Here is a 20,135-nt window from a genome sequence, read left to right on the forward strand (position 1 = left end):
AGAGCCGGAACGCCGACCTGGCGCGCCAGAAGGATGTGTTCGCGCGTCTGCGGCATCGGGCCATCGGCCGCCGAAACCACCAGGATCGCGCCGTCCATCTGCGCCGCGCCGGTGATCATGTTCTTCACATAGTCCGCGTGGCCGGGGCAGTCGACATGCGCGTAGTGGCGCTTCGGCGTCTCATATTCAACATGCGCCGTCGAAATCGTGATACCGCGCGCCTTCTCCTCCGGCGCCTTGTCGATCTGGTCATAGGCCGTGAACGTCGCGCCGCCCGCTTCCGCAAGAACCTTGGTGATCGCCGCCGTCAACGACGTCTTCCCATGGTCAACGTGACCAATCGTCCCAATGTTGCAATGCGGCTTCGTCCGCTCAAATTTTTCCTTGCCCATCGTCCGGCTCCTCTAAGATCTCTGCAGGTCAGTCAGAAACAATCAAGCGTATTTCGCCTGAACTTTCGCGGCTTCGTTCGCCGGAACCTGCTCATAATGGTCAAACTGCATCGAATAATTGGCGCGTCCCTGGCTGAAGGACCGCAATTGATTGACGTAACCGAACATATTGGCGAGTGGCACCATAGCATTGATGACGACGGCGTTGCCGCGCATGTCCTGCCCCTGCACCTGCCCACGGCGGCCAAGCAAATCGCCCATGACCGAACCGGTATATTCTTCCGGCGTCGTCACTTCGACCTTCATGATCGGCTCGAGCAGAACCGAGCCGCCTTCCTTCAGCGCGCGGCGCGTCGCGGCACGGCTGCAGATTTCGAAGGCCAACACAGAGGAGTCGACTTCGTGGAAGGCGCCATCAATCAACGTCGCCTTGACGTCGACAACCGGGAAGCCCGCCAACACGCCGCTATTCAGCACACTGTAGAGGCCCTTTTCCACGCCGGGGATATATTCCTTCGGAACCGCGCCGCCGACGATCTGCGATTCAAAGGCATTGCCCGCCGCCGCCTCATTCGGCTCGAAGATCATCTTGACGCGCGCGAACTGGCCGGTGCCGCCGGTCTGTTTCTTGTGCGTTTCGTCGATCTCGACGCGGCGCATGAGCTTCTCGCGATAAGCCACCTGCGGCGCACCAATATTGGCATCGACCTTATAGGTGCGCTTCAGAATATCCACCTTGATGTCAAGATGGAGTTCGCCCATGCCCTTGAGGATGGTCTGACCGGATTCCTGATCCGTCGTGACTCGGAAAGAGGGATCTTCCGCCGCGAGCTTCGACAAAGCGATACCGAGTTTTTCCTGGTCCGCCTTGGACTTCGGCTCGATCGCGATTTCGATAACAGGCTCGGGAAACTCCATCCGTTCAAGAATGACCGGCTTCAGAGAATCGCACAAAGTATCGCCCGTCCGAGTCTCTTTCAGACCGGCAAGCGCCACGATGTCACCCGCATAGGCTTCCTTGATGTCCTCGCGATTATTCGCATGCATCAGCAACATGCGGCCAATGCGTTCCTTTTTATCCTTGGTGGAATTGAGAACGCTGGTGCCAGATTCGATCTTGCCGGAATAAACACGCGCGAAGGTGATCGAGCCCACGAAGGGATCGTCCATGATCTTGAAGGCAAGCATGGAGAAGGGTTCGCTGTCGCTCGGCAGGCGCACAGTCTCTTCACCGGTCGCGACATCGACGCCCTTGATCGCTTCGCGATCGACGGGGGTCGGAAGATAATCGACGACGGCGTCGAGCAAAGGCTGCACGCCCTTGTTCTTGAAGGCCGAGCCGCACAGAACCGGAATGAAGACGATGCCACGCACCGCCTTGCGGATCAGATGCTTGAGCAACGCCTCATCAGGTTCCACGCCTTCCAGATAGGCGGTCATCGCATCATCGTCGAGTTCGACGGCGGCCTCGATGAGAAGATTGCGATAATGAATCGCCTTCTCCTTGAGATCTTCCGGAACCTCTTCGTCGTGATATTTCGCACCGAGCGCCTCATCTTCCCAGACGACCGCCTTCATGCGAACGAGATCGATAATGCCCTTGAAGTCCGATTCCGCGCCAATCGGCAATTGGACGCAAACCGGCCGACCACCAACCTTATTCTTGATGTCATCAACGCAGCGATAAAAATCAGCGCCGATCTTGTCCATCTTGTTGACGAACACGATGCGTGGAACATTGTATTTATCGGCCTGACGCCAGACAGTCTCGGTCTGCGGCTCGACACCCTGGTTGCCATCAAGCACGCACACGGCGCCGTCGAGCACGCGCAGAGAGCGCTCCACTTCGATCGTGAAATCAACGTGGCCGGGCGTGTCGATGATGTTCAGACGCTTGCCGTTCCAAAACGTCGTGGTGGCAGCAGAGGTGATCGTGATGCCACGCTCCTGCTCCTGCTCCATCCAGTCCATCGTGGCCGCGCCATCATGGACTTCGCCGATTTTATGCGACTTGCCGGAATAGTACAGGATACGCTCGGTCGTCGTCGTCTTGCCCGCGTCGATATGGGCCATAATGCCGAAATTTCGGTAGTCTTCGATCGGATGGCTGCGAGGCATGGTGAAATTCCTTATCCAGCGCGAACACGCTTCCCCGTGTGCTACCAGCGATAATGCGAAAAGGCGCGATTGGCTTCCGCCATGCGGTGCGTATCTTCCCGTTTCTTCACCGCATTGCCGCGATTGTTGGACGCATCGAGCAATTCAGCGGAGAGACGATCAACCATCGTCTTGTCGTTGCGGCCACGGGCAGCGCTGATGATCCAGCGAATGGCGAGCGCCTGGCGCCGCTCGGTCCGCACTTCGACGGGAACCTGATAGGTAGCGCCACCGACACGCCGCGAACGTACTTCGATCGACGGAGCGACATTATCGAGCGCCTGCCGGAAGACGGCGATCGGATCATTATGAGCTTTCTGTTCGATAATATCGAAAGCCCCATAGACGATTGCTTCGGCGATCGACTTCTTACCATCATACATGATCGAATTCATGAATTTGGTCAGAATGATATCACCATATTTCGCGTCAGGAATGATTTCCCGTTTTTCAGCACTATGGCGCCGCGACATCTTTTTGCTCCGTCCAAATCTCTACCGGAGCCTTGAATAAAGCCCCATCGATTACAAACCGCCCAGCTAATAAGCCAGACACGCCACCGACTGTCCCAGTCGCTTATTTTGGCCGCTTGGCACCATATTTCGAACGGCGCTGCTTACGGTTCTTCACGCCCTGCGTATCAAGCACGCCACGCAGGATGTGATAGCGCACACCCGGAAGGTCCTTGACGCGGCCGCCACGGATCATCACGACGGAGTGCTCCTGAAGGTTATGACCTTCGCCCGGAATATAGCCGATGACCTCGAACCCATTGGTCAAACGGACCTTGGCGACCTTACGCAAAGCCGAGTTCGGCTTCTTCGGTGTCGTCGTATAGACACGCGTACAGACGCCACGCTTTTGCGGGCAAGCCTCAAGGTGGCGAGCCTTTTCACGATAGGCCTTTTCGTGCCGCGGCTTGCGAATCAACTGACTGATCGTCGGCATGCTTTCTTCCGTGGGCGTCCTGAACGGCGCCAGCGAGAGGATCCATTCTTCAAGCCCGCAACCAGTGCGGACCGCAAAACATCACCAGAACAGTACATTTGCGAAACAGAGCTGACCGTGAGGCACACCCGTTTCACGAGGAAAATCAAAAACTCCAAACGCAAACAACTCGACGCCGTAGGCCAGAGGCTTTCGGCGTCAAGGACAAGGAGAGGACCCGAACGAAAGCCCGGTTCATACCTTCTGTCGATCGGAAAACCGATCTATGTGACTTGTCAGTCGCTGAAGCCAACAGCGTTTAGAATCTATGGGTTCGGGACGCGTCATCCTGAACAAAGAGTCTACGGCCTGTTGAAAGTGGGCCGAACTTATTGTCCGATGTGCATTCCGTCAACCTATTTTTCAGATAAGGGCGACGCCGAACGACAGATTTCATTGGCATTCTGCGCCAAGAGACAAAACAACGGACCGGGAAATTGTAAGCTTAGGCGTGAAAGGGAGCTTGTCGCCGGGGCTCGGGCCGGACAGAAATCCCTATATTTTTCAATATGATTCCCTGAAGGACCATAACGAAAGCAATAATTCCCAAAAAGAAAGGGTCTCCCTGACGGGAGACCCTTCTATTCTTCAGCTTCACTTGCCGATGGGTCGATTTATTCGGCCGCCGGCAATTGCGGCACAGGTGTCAAAGGCGCTTCCGAGCTTTCAGCTTTCTGCGCGAGAATCAGTTCGTCACGCTGCATGGCGACTCTCCGCAATTTCGCCATCGCCGCGCCGGTGCCGGCCGGAATCAGACGTCCGACGATCACATTCTCCTTCAGGCCTTCGAGCGTATCCGCCTTGCCGTTCACGGCCGCTTCCGTCAGCACACGCGTCGTTTCCTGGAAGGAAGCTGCGGAGATGAAGGAACGGGTTTGCAGCGAGGCCTTGGTGATGCCGAGCAAGACCGGCGTTCCTGTCGCCGGCTTGCCACCATTTTCCACGGCCTTGATGTTTTCGGCTTCGAACTCGAGCTGATCAACCTGTTCACCAGGTAGGAAGTCCGTATCGCCAGATTCGACAATATCGACCTTCTGCAACATCTGCCGGACGATCACCTCGATATGCTTGTCGTTGATGCTCACACCCTGAAGCCGATAAACTTCCTGAATCTCATTCACGAGATAGGCTGCGAGTTCCTCGACCCCCTTGATGGCGAGAATATCATGCGGCGCCGGATTACCGTCGACGATGTAATCGCCTTTTTCGACCACGTCTCCATCCTGCAGATGGATGTGTTTGCCCTTGGGGATCAAATATTCGACCGGCTCCGCGCCTTCTTCATGCGGAACAATCGAGATCCGGGTCTTGTTCTTATAATCACGGCCGAATTGCACCGTTCCCGAAATTTCCGCGATGATCGCATGATCCTTTGGACGGCGTGCTTCGAACAATTCGGCGACACGCGGCAGACCGCCGGTAATATCACGCGTCTTCGCGGATTCCATCGAGATACGGGCAATAATATCACCCGCCTTGACGGACCCGCCGGGATCGACGCCGATGATGGAATCGACCGGCAGCAGGTAGCGTGCTTCACCGCCACGCGCCAGCTTGGCGATCTTGCCATCCGGGTTCTTGATCACCATCGCCGGCTTCAGACTCGCCGAACGCTGGTTAAGACGCCAATCGAGAACCACGCGCTTGGCGATACCAGTCGCCTCGTCGATGGTCTCCGTCATCGAAGCACCTTCGACCAAATCCTCGAAGTCGACGGTGCCGTCGACTTCCGTCAGGATCGGGCGTGTATAGGGATCCCATTCGGCAATCCTCTGGCCACGCTTGATCTTGTCGCCTTCATCGATCTTGAGCCGTGCGCCATATTGTACGCGGTGCACGGCGAGTTCCGTCCCGTCCGGCCCCTCGATCACGACCGCGACATTGCGCGCCATGACCATCAGGTCGCCTTCCGAGTTACGGGCAAGATGACGATTGCGGATCTTCACCGTTCCTTCGAAATTCGATTCGATGAACGAAGAATCCGCGATCTGCGCCGCGCCACCGATATGGAAGGTACGCATGGTCAATTGCGTGCCAGGCTCACCGATCGATTGCGCAGCAATGACACCAACCGCTTCACCCATATTGACGGGTGTGCCACGTGCCAGATCACGCCCATAGCATTTGGCGCAGACACCGTTCTTCGCCTCACAGGTAAGGACAGAACGGATCTTCACTTCCTGAATGCCCGCGGCATTGATCCGCGAGACATGTTTCTCCTCGATCATTTCGCCGATGCCGACGATGATGGTTCCATCGGCCTCACGCAAGTCCTCGGCCGCCGTGCGCCCAAGAATACGGGTCTCAAGCGAAGCAACGATCTGACCCGCATCGATGATGGCGCGCATACGGATCCCATTCTCCGAATGACAATCGGGAATGGTAATGATCGCGTCCTGAGCCACGTCAACGAGACGGCGCGTGAGATAACCGGAATTGGCGGTCTTCAGCGCGGTATCAGCGAGACCCTTGCGGGCACCGTGGGTCGAGTTGAAATATTCAAGGACGGTCAGGCCTTCCTTGAAGTTCGAGATGATCGGCGTCTCGATGATTTCGCCCGACGGCTTGGCCATCAGTCCGCGCATGGCGGCGAGCTGCTTCATCTGCGTGGGCGAACCGCGCGCACCGGAATGGCTCATCATGTAGATCGAGTTGATAGGCTTGTCGCGACCCTCATCATCCTTTTGAACCGCCGAAATTCTCGCCATCATTTCGTCGGCCAGCTTGACCGAACATTTGCCCCAGGCGTCGACGACCTTATTGTATTTCTCGACCTGGGTAATGAGGCCGTCATTATATTGCTGCTCATATTCCTTGGCGAGCGCGCTCGTTTCCTCGATGATGCGCGGCTTCGTCTCCGGCACGACCATGTCGTCCTTACCGAACGAAATGCCGGCCTTGAAGGCCTCGCGGAAGCCAAGTGCCATGATCCTGTCGCAGAAGATGACCGTCTCCTTCTGCCCGCAATTGCGGTAGACAATGTCGATCATGTTCGAGATCTCTTTCTTCGTCATGAGCTTATTCACGACATCGAAAGGAATCTTCTCGTGGCGAGGCATCAATTGCCCGAGAATGAGACGGCCGGGAGTCGTATCGAAAACCTTCGATATTCTCTCGCCATTCTCGTCATAGGACCAGGCGCGTCCCTTAATCTTCGTATGAAGAGTGATCGCCTTGGCATGCAGGGCATGTTCGATCTCGCCCATATTGGCGAACATCATCCCCTGCCCCGGCTCGCCATCGCGCATCAGGGTCACATAATAGAGCCCGAGCACGATATCCTGCGACGGCACGATGATCGGCTGACCATTGGCCGGATGCAGAATATTGTTGGTCGACATCATCAGGACGCGTGCTTCGAGCTGCGCCTCGAGAGACAGAGGCACGTGCACGGCCATCTGATCGCCGTCGAAATCCGCATTGAAGGCGGCGCAGACAAGCGGATGCAGCTGGATCGCCTTACCCTCGATCAGCTTGGGCTCGAAAGCCTGGATGCCGAGGCGATGCAGGGTCGGCGCGCGGTTCAGCATCACCGGATGTTCGCGGATGACCTCATCGAGGATATCCCAGACTTCCGGCTTTTCCTTTTCGACGAGTTTCTTCGCCTGTTTGACCGTCGCCGAAAAGCCCTTCGCGTCAAGCCGCGAGTAGATGAACGGCTTGAACAATTCGAGCGCCATCTTCTTCGGCAGACCACATTGATGCAGCTTCAGTTCCGGTCCGACGACGATAACCGAACGGCCGGAATAATCGACGCGCTTGCCGAGCAGGTTCTGACGGAAACGTCCTTGCTTGCCTTTCAGCATGTCGGCCAGCGATTTCAGCGGACGCTTGTTGGCGCCGGTGATCACACGGCCACGCCGGCCATTGTCGAACAGAGCGTCGACGGCCTCCTGCAACATGCGCTTTTCGTTGCGCACGATGATATCGGGCGCGCGTAATTCGATCAGCCGCTTCAGACGGTTGTTACGGTTGATGACGCGGCGGTAGAGATCATTCAGATCGGAGGTCGCGAAACGGCCGCCGTCGAGCGGAACCAGCGGGCGCAGATCCGGCGGAATGACCGGCACTTCGGTCAGGATCATCCATTCCGGCTTATTGCCCGAATGCATGAAGGCCTCGATGATCTTCAGACGTTTGGCAAGCTTCTTCGGCTTCAGTTCCGTCGTCGAATTGGCGATCTCAACCTTGAGGTCTTCCGCGATCTTCGGCAGATCCATATTGCGGAGGATCTCACGAATGGCTTCGGCACCGATCAGCGCGGTGAAACTATCCTGGCCGTATTCATCCTGAGCTTTGAGATAATCTTCCTCATTCAGAAGCTGACGGTCCTTGAGCGGCGTCAGACCCGGATCGAGAACGATATAGGATTCGAAATACAGGATACGCTCGAGATCCTTCAGCGTCATATCGAGCAGAAGGCCGATGCGCGACGGCAGCGATTTCAGAAACCAGATGTGGGCGACCGGCGCAGCCAAGGAAATATGGCCCATGCGTTCGCGCCGCACACGCGACAGCGTGACTTCAACGCCGCATTTTTCGCAGATGACGCCCTTGTATTTCATCCTTTTGTATTTGCCGCACAAACATTCATAGTCCTTGATCGGACCGAAGATGCGGGCACAAAACAAACCGTCACGCTCGGGCTTGAACGTGCGATAATTGATGGTTTCCGGCTTTTTGATCTCGCCGTAGGACCACGACAGGATCTTTTCCGGACTGGCGATCGAAATCTGAATCTGGTCGAACGCCTGCGGCTGTGCGACCGGATTGAAGAGATTCATCACCTCTTGATTCATGCTTCGCTCCTATGCTCGGGCCATCGGCTGCGAGGCCGAGGCCACTGGCCGGAAATCTTTTCGTCCCCCAAAGGGGCGTCATTGGATGAGGAAAGCCTGAGGTCTTTCCTCATTTCGTAATCATAATCGGCGCAATCATTCGGCGGCTTCAGCCGGCGGCTCCTGCTGGTCAACCAGTTTCGGCGCCATATTCAATTCCACATTGAGGCCCAGCGAACGCATTTCCTTGACCAGGACGTTGAAGCTTTCCGGAATACCGGATTCGAAAGCATCATCGCCGCGCACGATCGATTCATAGACCTTGGTGCGGCCCGCGACGTCGTCGGACTTCACGGTCAACATCTCCTGCAGCGTATAGGCAGCACCATAGGCTTCGAGCGCCCAGACCTCCATTTCACCGAAGCGCTGGCCACCAAACTGCGCCTTGCCGCCAAGCGGCTGCTGCGTCACGAGGCTGTAAGGACCGATCGAACGCGCATGGATCTTGTCATCGACCAGATGGTGCAGCTTCAGCATGTAGATGTAGCCGACAGTGACCTTACGGTCGAAAGCCTCACCGGTGCGGCCATCATAGAGAGTGACCTGACCCGAGCGCTCGAGCCCCGCCTCCTCCAGCATGGATACGATGTCCTTTTCGCGCGCGCCGTCGAAGACGGGCGTCGCAATCGGAACACCGCGCCGCAGATTCTCGCCGACCTCGATCAGGGTCTCCTCATCAAGGCCCGTAATCTGCTCGCGCGATCCTTCACCATAGATCTCGATGAGCTTGTCGCGAACCGGTTGCGTATCATTCTGCCGGAGATAGGCATTGACCGCTTCGCTGACCTGCTTGCCAAGACCGGCGCAAGCCCAGCCAAGATGGGTTTCGAGGATCTGGCCGACATTCATGCGCGACGGCACGCCGAGCGGATTGAGCACGATATCGACCGGCTGTCCGTCGGCAAGGAAGGGCATGTCCTCCTGCGGCACGATCTTGGAAACGACACCCTTATTGCCGTGCCGTCCCGCCATCTTGTCGCCAGGCTGGATCTTGCGCTTGATCGCCACAAACACCTTGACCATCTTCATGACGCCAGGCGGCAATTCGTCGCCGCGCTGGAGCTTCTCGACTTTGTCGAGGAAGCGGTCTTCCAGACCTTTCTTGGCCTCATCATATTGTTTGCGCATGGCCTCGATCTCGGCCATGAGCTGATCGTCCTCGACGGCGAAGGTCCACCATTGCGAACGCGGATAATCTTCCATCACCGCGCGCGACAGAAGGGTTTCCTTCTTGAAGGTCTTCGGCCCCGAAATAGCCTTCTTGCCGTCCAGCAGCTCGACCAGACGTGTGTAGACGTTGCGATCGAGAATCGCGAGCTCGTCATCGCGGTCCTTGGCGAGCCGCTCGATTTCCTCACGCTCGATCGCCTGGGCACGTTCGTCCTTATCGACACCGTGCCGGTTGAACACACGCACCTCGACGATCGTGCCGGATACACCCGGAGGCACACGCAGCGACGTATCGCGCACATCCGACGCCTTTTCGCCGAAGATCGCACGCAGCAGCTTTTCTTCCGGCGTCATCGGGCTCTCACCCTTCGGCGTGATCTTGCCGACGAGAATGTCACCCGCCTGCACTTCCGCGCCGATATAGACGATGCCGGCCTCGTCGAGATTCTTCAGCGCTTCTTCCGAGACATTCGGAATGTCGCGCGTGATTTCCTCAGGACCAAGCTTGGTGTCACGCGCCATCACTTCGAATTCATCGATGTGAATCGACGTGAACACGTCGTCCTTGACGATCCGCTCGTTGAGCAGGATCGAATCCTCGAAATTGTATCCGTTCCACGGCATGAAGGCGACGAGCACGTTGCGGCCGAGCGCCAGATCGCCGAGATCGGTCGAGGGACCATCGGCAATGATATCACCCTTGCGGACGAAATCGCCGACACGCACCAGCGGCTTCTGATTGACGCAGGTCGATTGGTTGGACCGCTGGAATTTCATCAGCCGGTAGATGTCGACGCCGGGCTTGCCGGGATCGATCTCTTCCGTTGCGCGGATGACGATACGCGTCGCATCGATCTGATCGATGTAGCCGGTGCGGCGCGCGGCAATGGCGGCGCCGGAATCCCGCGCCACGACCGCTTCCATGCCGGTGCCGACGAGCGGCGCATCCGCCTTGACGAGCGGCACCGCCTGGCGCTGCATGTTCGATCCCATCAACGCACGGTTGGCGTCATCGTTCTCAAGGAACGGGATCAGCGCCGCGGCCACTGAGACGAGCTGCTTGGGCGACACATCCATGAAATCGACGCGCTCGCGCGGCACCATGATCACATCGCCAGCGTGACGGCAGACGATCAGATCCTCGGTGAGCATACGATCCGTGTCGGTCTTGGCATCCGCCTGAGCGACATAATATTTGCTCTCTTCCATGGCGGAGAGATAGACGACCTCATCGGTCACCTTATTGTCGCGCACACGCCGGTAGGGCGCCTCGATGAACCCGTATTTGTTCACGCGCGCAAAGGTGGCGAGTGAATTGATGAGACCGATGTTCGGCCCTTCCGGCGTCTCGATCGGGCAGATGCGGCCATAATGCGTCGGATGCACGTCGCGCACCTCGAAGCCGGCACGCTCGCGCGTGAGGCCACCCGGTCCAAGTGCCGAAAGACGCCGCTTGTGCGTGATCTCGGACAGAGGATTGGTCTGGTCCATGAACTGCGACAATTGCGACGAGCCAAAGAACTCGCGCACCGACGCCGCCGCCGGCTTGGCATTGATGAGATCCTGCGGCATGACCGTGTCGATATCGACCGAGGACATGCGCTCCTTGATCGCCCGCTCCATGCGCAGGAGACCGAGACGATATTGATTCTCCATCAATTCGCCGACGGAACGAACGCGGCGGTTGCCCAGATGGTCAATATCATCGATCTCACCGCGACCGTCGCGCAAATCGACGAGCGCACGCATGACAGCAAGAATATCCTCCTTGCGCAGGATACGCACCGTATCCGCGGCGTCGAGATCCATGCGCATGTTCATCTTGACGCGCCCGACCGCTGACAGATCATAGCGCTCGGGATCAAAGAACAGCGAATGGAACATCGCCTCAGCGGTCTCAAGCGTCGGCGGTTCGCCGGGACGCATCACGCGGTAGATGTCGAACAAGGCGCCTTCACGCGAGTCATTCTTGTCGACCGTGAGCGTATTGCGGATATAGGGACCAATATTGATGTGATCGATATCGAGGACCGGGATTTCATTGAAGCCGGCATCAGTCAGGATCGTCAGCGTTTTCGCGCTGATTTCCTCGCCAGCCTCGGCATAGATTTCGCCGGTTTGCGGGTCATAAAGATCGGTGCCAATATATTGGCCGTGCAGATCCTCATCGAGCGCGCGGATGAATTTCAGACCGCGCTCGGCAAGCTGACGAGCCGTACGCACGGTCAGTTTCTTGCCGGCTTCGAGCACCACCTCGCCGCTATCAGCGTCGATCAGATCGACGGCCGCCTTCATTCCCTTCATACGGTCGACGTCGAACGGAAGGCGCCAGCCATCCTTATCGCGGGCATAAAGAACCGTCTTGTAGAAGGTCGAGAGGATTTCCTCGCCATCCATGCCCAGCGCATAAAGCACTGACGTCGCCGGGATTTTGCGGCGGCGGTCGATACGCGCATAGACGATATCCTTGGCGTCGAATTCGATGTCGAGCCAGGAACCGCGATAGGGAATGATGCGGGCGGCGAACAAAAGCTTGCCCGAGGAATGACTTTTGCCTTTGTCGTGATCGAAGAAAACACCCGGCGAACGGTGCATCTGCGAGACGATGACGCGCTCCGTCCCGTTGACGATGAAGGTACCGTTCATCGTCATCAAGGGCATATCGCCCATATAGACATCCTGCTCCTTGATGTCCTTGACGGATTTCGCGCCGGTGTCGGGGTCGACATCGAACACGATCAGGCGCAAGGTGACCTTGAGCGGGGCGGCGAAAGTCATGCCGCGCTGGCGGCATTCATCGACGTCATATTTCGGCGGCTCGAATTCATATTTGACGAATTCAAGCAGAGCCGTGCCGGAAAAATCGGAGATGGGGAAAACCGACTTGAAAACCGACTGCAATCCCTCGTTCGGCCGACCGCCCTTGGGCTCATCGACCAAAAGGAATTGATCGTAGGAGGCTTTCTGCACCTCGATGAGATTGGGCATTTCCGCGACTTCGCGGATATGCCCGAAAAATTTACGGACACGCTTGCGGCCGGTGAACGTCTGCGCCAAAGATTGAGCCATGTCGCTCCTCCACCTCGTTCTGATCGGCGGTTCCGCGCGGGGGAACAGCCTGTCCGCATCCGACACGGCTGCCGGGAGGGACCGAAATCTGCCTTCAGATTTCAAAATACCGATTCAAACATCGAGGGCCCGGCAGATGTGGACAAGGCGCGCGTCTGGCGCGCCACCCCATCCAAACCGACCAACAGTCCACCTCGAATATCGCCTGATCGCGCCAAACCATCCGAATGGATGCCCTGTCCCACGATCCTGCCAGATCATTTTCGATGAACAGCTACGGCTCTCAGGACAGTCGCCTTGAGACCCGATGTTCATGGGAAATGCCCCGGTATTCCTTTAAGACAAGGCGCGGCGGCCATGTGAATCCCACATGGCCGCCGGCGCCCGAATAATCCGGACGCTTTCGTCCGGCTGCAAAATCGCTTACTTGAGCTCGACCTTCGCGCCGGCCTTTTCGAGAGCCGCCTTGATCTTCTCGGCCTCTTCCTTCGGCACGCCTTCCTTGACGGGCTTGGGAGCGGCTTCGACCAGATCCTTGGCTTCCTTCAGGCCGAGCCCGGTCACGCCGCGCACTTCCTTAATGACTTCGATCTTCTTGTCGCCAACAGCGGCGAGCACGACCGTGAATTCCGTCTGCTCTTCCACCGGAGCAGCCGCAGCACCACCAGCAGCCGGGCCAGCCGCGACAGCGACGGCAGCCGCCGCAGAAACACCCCACTTCTCTTCGAGAAGCTTGGCGAGCTCAGCCGCCTCGAGCACCGTCAGGCTCGAGAGGTCTTCAACGATCTTCGCTAAATCAGCCATGTTCTTGTCCTTCGATTTGTCTTTTGAAAATTCGTCCAGTCGATACGAGATCAGGCCGCCAGAAACGGCAGCCCGCTCTTACGCGGCATCGTCCTTTGCGGCATAAGCGCCGAAGACCCGGGCCAGTTTGGCAGCGGGAGCCGTCGTGAGCTGCGCGAGCTTGGTGGCGGGAGCCTGGATAAGCCCCACAAGCTTGGCGCGCAGTTCGTCGAGCGACGGCATGGTCGCAAGCGATTTGACGCCATCGACGTTCAGAGACGTCGTTCCCATGGCGCCGCCGAGGATGACGAATTTGTCGTGATCCTTGGCAAAATTCACCGCGACCTTCGGCGCCGCGACCGGATCATCCGAATAGGCGATCAGGGTCGGGCCTTTGAGCAAAGGAGAAATCGAAGCCACCGAAGTGCCTTCGAGCGCAATCTTGACAAGACGGTTCTTGGCGACCTGAACGGTAGCGCCAGATGCCCGCATCTGCTTGCGCAGATTTTGCATTTGCGCGACGGTCAGGCCGGAATAATGAGCGACGACGACCACTGATGTCTTATTGAAGACATCAGCCAGCGCCGCGACGCTCTCTTTTTTCTCCGCTCTGTCCACAGTGCTTTCTCCTGACACGGACGAGAAAATCGCCCGCTAGTTGCATTGCCGCCCATGCGTGATCAGGTACCACGCAAGAAGCAGCCTGTGCCTGTCCCCGGAGCGACATGTCGCACCGGACAGAGGGATAGACCGACATCGAAGGAAGCAAGGAGCATAACTCCAAACATCCGAATTCTGGCGATTACCCCGTCTATGCTGGCCCCGCCGCCATCAGATGGAACTGGATGGAGGAAATGGAATTAAGCTGAAGGTTCCGCTAAAAAGAACCGAAGCACCGGCAGTCTCGGACAGGACATGACAAAAAGGGACAGAGGCCAAGGCCCCTACCCTTTTGCCTATCCACCCATGGTCTGTTCAAATGACTTCAGGAAATGAGAACTCAATTTACCATCCACGGGATGCACCCACCTTAAAACAAAGGCGGATTTTCTATTTAGATCATCTCACTCTTTTTGCCAAGTGCCGATTAGCGGTCGAAAGATAAATTTCTTTGCTTGTCAAGCAGAGAATAATTCAAGCTTTACGGCAAAAGACATCGAGACAACGCGCTGCATCGCAGGAAACCCGGCGCAACGAGTAAAAGATTGAGAGAAAAGCGTCGCTGTATTTTATGGCCGGGAGACTGGCCCGTAATCAACGACGACCGCGCTCCCACCATTCGAACATGGTATTCCCGAGGATGCCAACGCATTTCCATGCGCAGCAGCACCCTCGGGACGAGCCCGAAAACCTCAGCTCGTCACGGTCACGGGATCAATCTTGACACCGGGCCCCATGGTCGAGGACAGAGCCACGCGCTGGATATAGGTGCCTTTAGCACCCTGCGGCTTGGCCTTGGCGACTGCATCGACGAAAGCAACGATATTTTCGCGCAGCTTGTCTTCACCAAAAGAAGCTTTGCCCACGCTGCCCTGGATGATACCGGCCTTTTCGACGCGGAACTCCACAGCACCGCCCTTGGACGCCTTAACCGCGGCGGTGACATCCATGGTCACTGTACCGACCTTCGGATTGGGCATCAGACCGCGCGGACCAAGCACCTTGCCGAGGCGGCCGACCAGCGGCATCAAATCCGGCGTGGCAATGCAACGATCGAAGGCGATAGTACCGCCCTGAACGGTCGCGACCAGATCTTCGGCGCCAACCACATCGGCTCCGGCAGCAAGCGCCTCATCGGCCTTGGCGCCGCGCGCGAACACGGCGACGCGCAGCGTGCGGCCCGTTCCATTCGGCAGATTGACGACGCCGCGCACCATCTGGTCCGCGTGTTTGGGATCGACGCCGAGATTCATCGCGATTTCGACGGTCTCGTCGAATTTCGCATTGGCGCGTTCCTTGATGAGCTTGATCGCTTCATCGACGGGATAGAGCTTGACGCGGTCGATCCCTTCCCGATTCTTGACGACACGTTTTCCGACATGGGTCATCTGGGCTTACTCCACGACCTGCAAGCCCATCGAACGGGCCGATCCCTCGATCATCTTGGCTGCCGCGTCAACGCTCTCGCAATTCAAATCCGGCAGCTTCTTTTCGGCGATTTCCCGCACCTGAGCCTTGCTCACCTTGCCGATGAAGCCGCGTCCGGTGGTCTTCGCGCCAGACTGAATGCCGGACGCCTTCTTCAGGAAATAGCTCACCGGCGGCAACTTCATCTCGAAGGTGAAGGAGCGGTCGGCATAGGCCGTGATCACGACGGGAATCGGCGTGCCTTTTTCCATCTGCGCGGTCTTCGCGTTGAAGGCCTTGCAGAATTCCATAATGTTCAGACCACGTTGACCCAGAGCCGGACCAATCGGGGGCGCCGGTTTAGCGTCTCCTGCCGGCACCTGAAGCTTCACGTAACCCGCGATCTTCTTTGCCATTCTCCAATACTCCAAACAGGCCGGCTAACGCACGGCGCTTGTTATGGTGGTTCGATGATCGGCCCGCATGGCAAAACGGACTTTCATCTTCCACCTTCCAACGAGGAATGGAAAACCATCCCCGATCCGCCCGCACGAGAACACAGGCAAATTCATCGAAAGCCTTAAGAAAAGCGGCTAAACCTTTTCAACCTGGCCATATTCCAGTTCGACAGGGGTCGCACGTCCAAAAATCGAGACTGCCACCTTGACGCGCGAGCGGCTTTCGTCGACCTCTTCCACAATGCCGTTGAACGAGGCGAACGGACCATCGGCGACGCGCACTGTCTCGCCCACCTCAAACGACACGGAGGTTTTGGGACGCTCGACGCCTTCAGCGACCTGCCCCTTGATCCGCTCTGCCTCGGCATCGGAGATCGGCATCGGTTTCTTGTCCGCACCAAGGAAACCCGTGACTTTCGGCGTTTCCTTGATCAGATGGTAAAGCTCATCGGTCAGATCGCATTTCACCAGCACATAGCCGGGAAAGAATTTCCGCTCCGAATTCACCTTACGCCCGCGCCTGACCTCGACGACCTGCTCGGTCGGAACCAGGATTTCCTCGAACTTCTCCGTAAGGCCCCGCTGCGCCGCCTGTTCCCGGATGGATTCCGCGACCTTCTTCTCGAAGTTGGAATAGGCGTGGACGATATACCAGCGCATGCTCATTGGAATCTCGAATGATCTTTGAAGAAAAACCGCGTTTCAACCCAACCTGAAACTCAAGCCTAATGGCCAAGCTTCAAGATAAAGGTCACGATCAGCCGCAACCCTTGATCCACCGCGACAAAGAAAAGGCTCGCGACCAGAACCATCAGGATCACCAAGATGGTCGTGATCAATGTTTCGCGCCGCGAAGGCCAAGTGACCTTGGTGGCCTCTGTACGCACGTCCTGCAGAAACTGAAACGGATTTGCCATGAATCTCGAAACATCTGGTGGGCGTGGCCGACCTATTGCCCAAGCTCGTCCCAAGCCAGACGCCAGCCAATAGTGTAGACCAAACGCCGCAGCGGACACAGAGCCAGGACGAACACCAGCCGAAGTGAACACCAAGCCAAAAAAATCAGGGCGCGAAGCCGCCAGGCCACGCGCCATATCCTTGTTTTAGTAAGACGCCGTAATAAAAAATGCAATCCTCTTTATTCATACGCCGTGATTCACTTGCGAAGACCGCCGGCAATTGAGGGTAGCAAAAGCGATTATGATTACCCCCAAACGGACGGCGTAAAACAAATGCATTTTCAAACCACTTAGATCATGCTTTGATGATCACTATGGCAAAATCGCTCCGGTAAAATTCTTTGCGGCCGGCTATTGGGCGGCTTCATCAGGCGAGTTCACAACCCTTCGCTCGTTCGGCGTCGGATATTTCGAAGACGCTTCATCGAGAAAGGGGAAGCGTGTTCATTCGCCATTTTTAAGTCACACGACGAATCCCTCAGATAGAAAAACAGACCAGGGAATTAAACCAAAACCGTCCCTTGGATCGAGCAATTTCATGTGTTTTCAAAGCAAGGAGAACATCGGTCAGGATTTGATTTAAACCTCCGTTGCTTTTCGGACACAACTATTCGCAAATAGACTTTGGTTTGAGGCTCACTGCTATTTACACTGCGGCCTTGTGTGCCTTAGGTTTCTGCTTAGGTCTAGGTGTGTATTTTCTGTCGTCTTCTTCAAGCAAGAAGGCAGGGCTTCAGTCACTATGATTTTACGGTCTCACGAGAGAATCAGGATTGCCTGAGCTGCGCGACAGGAGCTGACCCGTTAGGGAATGTTTGACGCGCCAAAACCGACTATTTTTTGAACCCATCCATCTGTCATTTGAAACTCATGTTCATTCCTATGTTTCTCTTTCCCATCACCATCACTTGCCCATTACCATCACTTGCCGCTTGCGGGCTTGAACTTGCGGGCTTGAACAAGGACCTTCCACCGCGAACCTGCGATAGGGTCGCTCGCGAATCTTAAAACGGCGAAAGATCAAGCTGTTCTGTATGAAAGTCGAAGTGGCATGACAAAAGATCAAGCTGAGTCGAATACGAGCGTCGATATTACGCTCGTTGAAACCATTGCCGAGATCGTCGCACGCCTGGGCCTTTCGGAGGTCGAGGTGGAACAGACCGGATTGCGTATTCGCGTGGCGCGGCAGATCATTGCCGCAGCCCCGGCCGCTGCGCCAGTCGCCGCGGCGGTGCCGCTTGCGCCTGCGGCAGGCGCCGCGCCAGCCGCCGGAGCGGATCATCCCGGTGCAGTCAAATCGCCGATGGTCGGGACGGCCTATCTGCGCCCCTCCCCTAGTTCGGCGCCTTTCATCGAGGTTGGCACCCCGGTCAAGTCGGGCGACAAGTTGCTCCTCGTCGAGGCTATGAAAACCTTCAACGAAATTGTTGCGCCGCGCGCTGGTACCGTGACGGCTATCCTCGTCGTCGACGGCCAGCCAATCGAATATGATCAGCCTCTTGTCGTGATCGAGTAATTTTCCGGCGCCATAATCCCGCCGGTTTCAAAGACAAATCCCGCTGTTCTTTTTTTATCGCCTCTCTTTAAAGAGAGGCGATTCCTATGGTCGGTGTGACAAAACGATTCACGTGTGAGCGTTTCTCTCTCCGAAACCCTCGACTCAAAAATGAGAGTATTTTCAAAATAATGAAATCGTGAAGCGATTCACCATTATGGAAAAATGCTCTAGACAAATGAAAATAGAGTGCATTTTCAATCGGATTGCATCGCCAGGCGATTCAAGCGAACCGAAATTGCTCTAAAAGCCTCTTGTTCCTGCGAGCTTCCGGCCCTTGTTCTTCGGCAGCTGCGCGATGATGAAGCAGTCATACTGCTTCGGACGGATGGACATGTTCGACAAGATTCTGATCGCCAATCGGGGCGAAATCGCCCTGCGAATTCTGCGCGCCGCCAAGGAACTCGGCATAGCAACGGTCGCGGTTCATTCGACCGCGGATGCCGATGCCATGCATGTGCGCCTTGCCGACGAATCCGTCTGCATCGGTCCGGCGCCGGCCCGCGATTCCTATCTCAATATTCCTGCCATTCTGTCAGCCTGCGAGGTCACCGGCGCGGAAGCCGTCCATCCGGGTTATGGATTTCTTTCGGAAAATGCCCGTTTTGCGGAAATTCTTTCCGATCACCACATCGCCTTTATCGGTCCTCGGGCAGAACATATCCGCCTGATGGGCGATAAGGTCGAGGCCAAGCGCACCGCCCGCAGTCTCGGCATTCCTTGCGTTCCTGGCTCGGAAGGGGCGGTGCGTGAGGAAGCCGAAGCCATTCAGGTCGCCAAGGAGCTTGGATTTCCGGTCCTGATCAAGGCGGCAGCCGGTGGCGGTGGCCGCGGTATGAAGCTCGCCCGTTCCCTCGAGGAACTGCCCGAGGCCCTGGCGACGGCTCGGCTCGAGGCGCAAACCGCCTTCGGCGATGATTCCGTCTATCTCGAAAAATATCTGGAAAAGCCACGCCATATTGAAGTGCAGATATTAGGCGATGGACACGGCAATGCCATTCATCTTGGCGAACGCGATTGTTCGTTGCAGCGGCGGCATCAGAAAGTCTGGGAAGAGACGGCATCACCCGCGCTCAATCAGGAGCAGCGCAAACGAATCGGCGACATTTGCGCCGAGGCAATGCGTAAATTCGGCTATTCCAGCGCCGGAACCATCGAATTTCTTTACGAGAACGGCGAATTCTATTTCATCGAGATGAACACCCGTATTCAGGTCGAACATCCGATCACGGAAATGGTGACCGGCGTCGATCTCGTAAACGAACAGATCAAGATCGCCGCCGGTTCACCCCTGACACTGCGGCAGGAAGACATCGAATTTAGCGGCCATGCGATCGAATGCCGGATCAATGCCGAGCATCCTTCGACCTTTCATCCCTCGCCCGGACGCATCTCCTATTATCATCCGCCGGGCGGTCTCGGGGTACGCGTCGATAGCGCCGTCTATGCCGGCTACAAAATCCCGCCGAATTACGATTCCCTCGTCGGCAAGCTGATCGTTCATGCGCGCACTCGTAACGAGGCCCTGCTACGGCTGCGTCGTGCACTTGATGAATTCGTCGTCGATGGAATCGAAACGACGCTGCCTCTGTTTAGAACCCTGATCCGCAATACGGATATTCAGAACGGGTCATATGATATCCATTGGCTCGAGAAATTCCTCGCCACGGGCGGCATGGATATTTCCGACGTTTGAATTC

Annotated in this window: 14 protein-coding genes; 2 read left to right on the top strand and 12 right to left on the bottom strand. The window is 56.7% G+C overall.

Features of this window, described 5'->3' with window-relative positions; genetic code table 11:
• The 12 genes from DL88_RS16945 to secE all read right to left on the bottom strand — a co-directional run.
• Positions 1-392: GTP-binding protein (locus tag DL88_RS16945; RefSeq protein WP_034998869.1), on the bottom strand; the 392-nt coding region annotated here is incomplete at its 3' end.
• A gap of 42 nt (positions 393-434) precedes the next feature.
• Positions 435-2,510 (bottom strand): elongation factor G, encoded by a 2,076-nt coding sequence (gene fusA / locus DL88_RS16950; protein ID WP_034998872.1) that lies wholly within the window; start codon positions 2,508-2,510, stop codon positions 435-437.
• A 41-nt stretch (positions 2,511-2,551) separates the two neighbouring features.
• On the bottom strand, positions 2,552-3,022 hold the full coding sequence (gene rpsG, locus DL88_RS16955) for a 30S ribosomal protein S7 (RefSeq protein WP_034998874.1): 471 nt from the start codon (positions 3,020-3,022) through the stop codon (positions 2,552-2,554).
• Between the two features lie 103 nt (positions 3,023-3,125).
• Positions 3,126-3,497 (bottom strand): 30S ribosomal protein S12, encoded by a 372-nt coding sequence (gene rpsL / locus DL88_RS16960; protein ID WP_012384346.1) that lies wholly within the window; start codon positions 3,495-3,497, stop codon positions 3,126-3,128.
• 653 nt (positions 3,498-4,150) lie between these two features.
• Complete coding sequence (gene rpoC, locus DL88_RS16965; protein WP_034998876.1) at positions 4,151-8,335, bottom strand: DNA-directed RNA polymerase subunit beta'; 4,185 nt, start codon at positions 8,333-8,335, stop codon at positions 4,151-4,153.
• Positions 8,336-8,470: 135 nt separating this feature from the next.
• The gene (gene rpoB, locus DL88_RS16970) at positions 8,471-12,601 is read right to left on the bottom strand and encodes a DNA-directed RNA polymerase subunit beta (RefSeq protein ID WP_034998891.1); all 4,131 of its coding nucleotides are present in this window, start codon (positions 12,599-12,601) and stop codon (positions 8,471-8,473) included.
• Between the two features lie 435 nt (positions 12,602-13,036).
• Positions 13,037-13,417 carry a 50S ribosomal protein L7/L12 gene (gene rplL / locus DL88_RS16975; RefSeq protein WP_034998878.1) on the bottom strand — a complete coding sequence of 127 codons (381 nt, stop codon included), beginning with the start codon at positions 13,415-13,417 and terminating at the stop codon, positions 13,037-13,039.
• Positions 13,418-13,495: 78 nt separating this feature from the next.
• A complete protein-coding gene (gene rplJ / locus DL88_RS16980) occupies positions 13,496-14,014 on the bottom strand; it encodes a 50S ribosomal protein L10 (RefSeq protein WP_034998880.1) in 519 nt (172 codons plus the stop codon).
• Positions 14,015-14,748: 734 nt separating this feature from the next.
• Positions 14,749-15,444, bottom strand: a complete 696-nt coding sequence (rplA, locus tag DL88_RS16985) for a 50S ribosomal protein L1 (protein WP_034998881.1) — start codon at positions 15,442-15,444, stop codon at positions 14,749-14,751.
• A gap of 6 nt (positions 15,445-15,450) precedes the next feature.
• A complete protein-coding gene (gene rplK / locus DL88_RS16990; protein WP_034998883.1) occupies positions 15,451-15,879 on the bottom strand; it encodes a 50S ribosomal protein L11 in 429 nt (142 codons plus the stop codon).
• 177 nt (positions 15,880-16,056) lie between these two features.
• Positions 16,057-16,587: a transcription termination/antitermination protein NusG gene (nusG, locus tag DL88_RS16995; protein WP_034998884.1), complete on the bottom strand. Its 531-nt coding sequence runs from the start codon at positions 16,585-16,587 to the stop codon at positions 16,057-16,059.
• Positions 16,588-16,646: 59 nt separating this feature from the next.
• Positions 16,647-16,838, bottom strand: a complete 192-nt coding sequence (gene secE, locus DL88_RS17000; protein WP_034998886.1) for a preprotein translocase subunit SecE — start codon at positions 16,836-16,838, stop codon at positions 16,647-16,649.
• A gap of 1,093 nt (positions 16,839-17,931) precedes the next feature.
• Between secE and DL88_RS17005 the strand changes: the two genes are divergently transcribed.
• Together DL88_RS17005 and accC are read left to right on the top strand one after the other, a co-directional pair.
• On the top strand, positions 17,932-18,396 hold the full coding sequence (locus tag DL88_RS17005) for an acetyl-CoA carboxylase biotin carboxyl carrier protein (RefSeq protein ID WP_051956118.1): 465 nt from the start codon (positions 17,932-17,934) through the stop codon (positions 18,394-18,396).
• 373 nt (positions 18,397-18,769) lie between these two features.
• Positions 18,770-20,131, top strand: a complete 1,362-nt coding sequence (gene accC / locus DL88_RS17010; protein ID WP_034998894.1) for an acetyl-CoA carboxylase biotin carboxylase subunit — start codon at positions 18,770-18,772, stop codon at positions 20,129-20,131.
• Positions 20,132-20,135: the final 4 nt, after the last annotated feature.

The organism is Beijerinckia mobilis, from assembly GCF_000745425.1.
Classification (GTDB): Bacteria; Pseudomonadota; Alphaproteobacteria; order Rhizobiales; family Beijerinckiaceae; genus Beijerinckia; species Beijerinckia mobilis.

Excerpts from the sequence above, each read along its gene's own strand:
- rpsG (WP_034998874.1), bottom strand. The coding sequence starts at position 3,022 with ATGTCGCGGCGCCATAGTGCTGAAAAACGGGAAATCATTCCTGACGCG.
- accC (WP_034998894.1), top strand. The coding sequence starts at position 18,770 with ATGTTCGACAAGATTCTGATCGCCAATCGGGGCGAAATCGCCCTGCGA.
- fusA (WP_034998872.1), bottom strand. The coding sequence starts at position 2,510 with ATGCCTCGCAGCCATCCGATCGAAGACTACCGAAATTTCGGCATTATG.
- DL88_RS17005 (WP_051956118.1), top strand. The coding sequence starts at position 17,932 with ATGACAAAAGATCAAGCTGAGTCGAATACGAGCGTCGATATTACGCTC.
- nusG (WP_034998884.1), bottom strand. The coding sequence starts at position 16,587 with ATGAGCATGCGCTGGTATATCGTCCACGCCTATTCCAACTTCGAGAAG.
- rplA (WP_034998881.1), bottom strand. The coding sequence starts at position 15,444 with ATGACCCATGTCGGAAAACGTGTCGTCAAGAATCGGGAAGGGATCGAC.
- rpsL (WP_012384346.1), bottom strand. The coding sequence starts at position 3,497 with ATGCCGACGATCAGTCAGTTGATTCGCAAGCCGCGGCACGAAAAGGCC.
- rplK (WP_034998883.1), bottom strand. The coding sequence starts at position 15,879 with ATGGCAAAGAAGATCGCGGGTTACGTGAAGCTTCAGGTGCCGGCAGGA.
- rplL (WP_034998878.1), bottom strand. The coding sequence starts at position 13,417 with ATGGCTGATTTAGCGAAGATCGTTGAAGACCTCTCGAGCCTGACGGTG.
- rpoC (WP_034998876.1), bottom strand. The coding sequence starts at position 8,335 with ATGAATCAAGAGGTGATGAATCTCTTCAATCCGGTCGCACAGCCGCAG.
- secE (WP_034998886.1), bottom strand. The coding sequence starts at position 16,838 with ATGGCAAATCCGTTTCAGTTTCTGCAGGACGTGCGTACAGAGGCCACC.